The organism is Hydrogenophaga sp. (assembly GCF_022844385.1).
Classification (GTDB): Bacteria; Pseudomonadota; Gammaproteobacteria; order Burkholderiales; family Burkholderiaceae_C; genus Hydrogenophaga.
The window spans coordinates 1-4008 of record NZ_JALHLX010000209.1 but is presented as its reverse complement, the minus strand read 5'-3'; the positions used below and the strand labels follow the sequence as shown (position 1 = coordinate 4008).

General features: G+C 68.4%; 4 protein-coding genes. 3 read left to right on the top strand and 1 reads right to left on the bottom strand.

Annotated features, from left to right (window positions below; translation table 11 throughout):
- On the bottom strand, positions 1-1223 hold a 1223-nt coding region (locus Q0C59_RS19080), incomplete at its 3' end, for a bifunctional TVP38/TMEM64 family protein/FAD-dependent oxidoreductase (protein WP_291218547.1).
- 99 nt (positions 1224-1322) lie between these two features.
- On the opposite strand from Q0C59_RS19080, the gene Q0C59_RS19075 reads away from it, so the two are divergent.
- From Q0C59_RS19075 to Q0C59_RS19065, 3 genes are all read left to right on the top strand, one after another.
- Positions 1323-2381: a hypothetical protein gene (locus Q0C59_RS19075; RefSeq protein ID WP_291218545.1), complete on the top strand. Its 1059-nt coding sequence runs from the start codon at positions 1323-1325 to the stop codon at positions 2379-2381.
- Entirely contained in the window at positions 2378-3721 is a 1344-nt protein-coding gene (locus tag Q0C59_RS19070) for a TIGR04283 family arsenosugar biosynthesis glycosyltransferase (RefSeq protein ID WP_291218543.1), read from the top strand. Before Q0C59_RS19075 ends, Q0C59_RS19070 begins: the two co-directional genes overlap by 4 nt.
- 44 nt (positions 3722-3765) lie before the next feature.
- The coding region (locus Q0C59_RS19065; RefSeq protein ID WP_291218541.1) for a cation-transporting P-type ATPase at positions 3766-4008 on the top strand (243 nt) is incomplete at its 3' end.

The following is a 4008-nucleotide window of genomic DNA, read 5'->3' as shown; positions in this document are numbered from 1 at the left end:
TCGCCGAACTTGTCCCACATGGTGTCGCTGGTCACGTAGCCGCTGTCTTCCAGACCGGGCAGGGGTGGCACGAAAGGCCGGGCGCCGGCCGCGATCACCACGCTGCGGGTGGTGAGTGTTTGCGTGCTGCCGTCGTTGAGAGCGATCTCCACCGTCCACGGGTTCACCAGCTTTGCGTAACCCTGCAGCACCTCCACGCCCAGCCCGGTGTAGCGCTCCACACTGTCGTGCGGCTCGATGGCGCGCACGATGTCCTGGATGCGCTGCATCACCGCCTTGAAGCTGAAGGTGGGTGTTGTGCTGTGCAGGCCATAGGTTTCGCCGTGGCGCATCTGGTGGGCCAGCTTCGCGCTCTTGATGAGCGCCTTGCTCGGCACGCAGCCGTAGTTCAGGCAATCGCCGCCCATCTTGTGCGCCTCGACCAGCGTGACCTTGGCCTTGACCACCGCCGCGATGTAGGCCGACACCAGGCCGCCGGCCCCGGCGCCGATCACGATCAGGTTGCGGTCGAAGCGCTTGGGCTTGACGCTGGCCCAGCGCGCGTACACCTTGCGTTTTTGCATCAGGCCCACGATCCATTTCGCGATCAAGGGAAACACGCCCAGCAACACAAACGAGCCCAGCAGCGCCGGGCTCAGGATGCCCTGCAGCGAATCGATCTGCGCCAGCTGCGTGCCCGCGTTCACATACACCAGCGTGCCGGCCAGCATGCCGATCTGGCTCACCGCGTAGAAGGTCAGCGCCTTCATCTTGGTGAGGCCCATGACCAGGTTGATCACGAAGAACGGCACGACCGGGATCAGCCGCAGCGTGAACAGGTAAAACGCCCCGTCCTTCTCGATGCCGCGGTTGATCTCGGCCAGGCGGTTGCCGAACTTGGCCTCGATGCTGTCGCGCAGCACGAAGCGCGAAGTCAGAAAGGCCAGCGTGGCGCCCAGGCTGGAAGCAAACGACACCAGCAGCGTGCCCCACCACAGCCCGAAGATGGCGCCGCCGGCCAGCGTGATGATGGCTGCGCCGGGGAACGAGAGCGCGGTGGCCGCCACATAAATGGCGAAGTACACCAGCGAGACCTTCAAAGGCTGGGACGCGTACAGCGCCTCGAAGCTGGCCTGGCTCTGTTTGAGGTACTCCAGGCTCAGGAAGCGACCCAGATCGAACACGAAAAAGGCCGCGATACCCAAGGCGACCACAGCCAGCAGAAAGATTTTTCGAAAGCTCACGACAATTCCAAGGTGGGTTTGCAACCTGTCGGTCGCCGGGGCCGGTGCATTCTTACACCTTCGCCCCTTTCAACGCCGTCTTCTTCGAGGTATCCCGGCTTGCCGATTTCCAACGACCTCTCTCGACGCCTGCGCCTGGCCTTGCAGGCGGCACGCCATCCTGCCGCCGACCGGCCCCTGGTGCCACTGCCCGACAAAGGCCTCGCGCACGACCACGTGCGCCTGGAGGGCACCGGCTGGCTCGCTCGCATTCCCAAGCAAAGCCAGCTGGGGTTGAGCGCGCAGGACAACCTGGATTACCAGCGCGCCTGCTTCGAGCGCGCCGCGGCCAGTGGCCACACCCCCGCCTTGCAGGGCGTGCTGCCACCCTCTGAGCACCTGCCGCGCGGCGCTTTGCTGGTGCAGTCCATCGAAGGCCGACCGGTCCGCCTCCCACAGGACCTGCCCGCGCTGGCCACCGCGCTCGCGTCCATTCACGCGCGGCCGCTGCCCAAGGCGGCGTCGCGTGCACCGTTGTTGAACGCCGCCGATCCCCTGCGGGCGCTGGTGCAAGAGATCGACGCGCAGGCCGCCCACCTCGGTGCGGCGGGACTGTCGGTCCCGGTGTTGACGGCCATCGAAGGCGAGCGTCAGCGGCTGCTGGCCTGCGTGCTCGGCACTGACCGCCCCGCGCGCTGCCTCATCGCATTCGACGCCCACCCGGGCAACTTCATCGTGCAGCCGGATGGCCGCGCGGTGCTGGTCGACCTGGAAAAGTGCCGCTACGCCTACCCGGGTCTTGACCTGGCCCACGCCACCCTCTACACCTCCACAACCTGGGACCTGGACACGCAGGCGGTGCTGTCGGTCGATGAGGTGCTGGGGTTTTACGCGACATGGGCCGGCGCGGTGGGGCCGATGGCTGCCACTGCACGGCCCTGGCATGGGGTGCTGCGCCGCGCCATGTGGCTGTGGTCGATCACCTGGTGTGCCAAGTGGCGCGCTCTGTCGGTTGAGGCAGCCAGGACCGGGGCTGATGGCGAAGACTGGTCCAGCCAGCGCAGCGAAGCCGCGCTGGTGGACCATGTGCGCAACCGCGTGGACCACTACCTCAGCCCGCCGGTGGTGGCCGAGGTGCTCGACGGCTTTGACCTGTTTGAACGCGGGTTGCGCGCATGAAGCTGGCCATGGTTGTGCCGGTGCTCAACGAAGCCGCCACGCTGGCATTGAAGCTGCAGGCGCTGGCGCCGCTGCGCGCGCGCGGTGCTGAACTCATCGTGGTGGACGGTGGCAGCACCGACGGCACGCTGGCCATCGCACAACCGTTGGCCGACCGGGTGCTGCAGGCCCCGCGCGGCCGGGCCTCGCAACTCAACGCCGGCGCCGCTGCCACCCGCGCCGACGTGCTGCTGTTCCTGCACGCCGACACGCAACTGCCCGCAGACGCCGACCAGTTGATCGAGCCGGCGGTGCAACACGGTCACCGCTGGGGCCGGTTCGACGTGCACATCGAAGGCCGGCACCCGCTGCTGCCCTTGGTGGCGTGGTTCATGAACCGGCGCTCGCGACTCACCGGCATTGCCACTGGCGACCAGGCCATGTTCGTGCAGCGGCGGCTGTTCGAATCGGTGGGTGGCTTCGCGGCGCTGCCGCTGATGGAGGACATCGATCTGAGCCAGCGCCTGAAGGCGATCGAAGCCCCCGCCTGCCTGCGCGAGTGTGTGACCACCTCGGGCCGCCGCTGGGACCAGCACGGTTTCTGGCGCACCGTGCTGCTCATGTGGCGGCTGCGCGCCGCGCACGCCCTGGGCACCGATGCGCACACACTGGCCCTGCGGTATGGCTACAGGCCCCGAGCTCCGGCATCAGTGGCGATCATGGCCAAGGCACCGGTGGCCGGGCTGGCCAAGACGCGGCTGATCCCCCTGCTGGGCGCAGCCGGCGCCGCCCGGGCGCAGCGCGGTTTTGCCCTGCGGACCCTGGCCACCGCGCGCTCGGCCAGCACGGGTGAAGTGACGCTCTGGTGCGCCCCCGATGCCGCACACCGCTTCTTTCGCGCCCTTGCGGTGCGCCGCGGAGTGGCAACGATGGCCCAGCCCGCCGGTGACATCGGGCAGCGCATGGCCGCCGCCATGCAGCACCACTTTGCCCGGGCGCCGCACACGCCCTTGCTGATCGCCGGCACCGACTGCCCGGTGCTCACACCGTCCCACCTGCAGCAGGCGGCCGACGCGCTGCAGGACCACGACGCGGTGCTGATCCCGGCCGAGGACGGTGGTTATGTGCTGATCGGTTTGCGCAGGCCCGTGCCCGAGGTGTTCACCGAGGTGCCGTGGAGCACCGCGCAGGTGCTGGGGCGCACCCGGGAGCGCCTGCGCGGATGCGGTGCGAGCTGGCAGGAGTTGCCCTCCCTGTGGGACGTGGACGAACCCGCGGACTGGTTGCGCTGGCAGGCGCAGCGTGAACACGGTTCGCATGGAACCCCCTGGGCGGCGGGCAACCCCCGGGCTGTTCCTTGACACGTGTCATGGCGCGTCCCGGCGAAGTGCCTTAGCCTGCAGGAATGAGCGACACCAACCACCCCGGCAACCCTTCGCCAGCGCCTGCACCGTGGCACGCCTGCACGGCCCAGCAGGCGCTGCAAGCCCTGCAATCCACCGACCAGGGCCTGAGCAGCGGTCAGGTCGACGAAGGCCTGGCCAGGCACGGTCCGAACCAGCTGGTGGCCCAGGCGCCACCCGGCCTGTGGCGGCGCGTTGCGCTGCAGTTCCACAACCTGCTCATCTATGTGCTGATGGCGGCCTCG

Bases quoted from the DNA above. Each gene is read 5' to 3' on its own strand.
- Q0C59_RS19070 (WP_291218543.1), top strand. From the start codon at position 2,378: ATGAAGCTGGCCATGGTTGTGCCGGTGCTCAACGAAGCCGCCACGCTG.